This is a genomic window from Lonsdalea iberica, assembly GCF_002111585.1.
In the GTDB taxonomy this organism is placed as follows: Bacteria; Pseudomonadota; Gammaproteobacteria; order Enterobacterales; family Enterobacteriaceae; genus Lonsdalea; species Lonsdalea iberica.
In genome coordinates, this window is the sequence record NZ_LUTP01000130.1 from 1 (window position 1) to 566 (window position 566).

The 566-nt window shown below is 67.5% G+C and carries 1 protein-coding gene; it reads left to right on the plus strand.

All coding sequences use genetic code 11. The features are described from left to right. Positions 1 to 566 (plus strand): type VI secretion system tip protein TssI/VgrG (tssI, locus tag AU511_RS17055; RefSeq protein ID WP_139829437.1); only part of this gene is annotated, 566 nt, incomplete at both ends.

The window sequence follows — 566 nt, forward strand, 5'->3', positions numbered from 1 at the left end:
AGCGGCAAGGCGTTCAGCGGCCACCGGCTGGATGCGCTGCGCGCGGATGCGGTCACCGGACAAGGCGCGTCAAACTGCGCGGCGCTGATGCCCGGCGGCACATTCACCCTGACGGAGCACCCGAACCTGACGCTGAACATCGGCTGGCAGGTGGTAACCGTCAGCCACATCGGCACCCAGCCGCAGGCGCTGGAAGAGGAAGGCGGCGGCGAGCCGACCACGCTGACCAACACCTTTGGCGTGGTGAAAGCCAGCACCACGTGGCGGGCGAAAATGCCGCACCGCCCGATGGTGGACGGCCCGCAGATTGCGACGGTGGTTGGCCCGGCGGGCGAGGAGATTTACTGCGACGAATACGGCCGGGTGAAGCTGCAGTTCCCGTGGGACCGCTACGGCGCGAGCGACGACCAGAGCTCCTGCTGGGTACGCGTCAGTCAGGGCTGGGCGGGCGGTCAGTACGGCATGGTCGCCATCCCGCGCATCGGTCATGAGGTGGTGGTGAGTTTTCTGGAGGGCGACCCGGACCAGCCGCTGGTGACGGGAAGAACGTTCCATGCCACTAACCC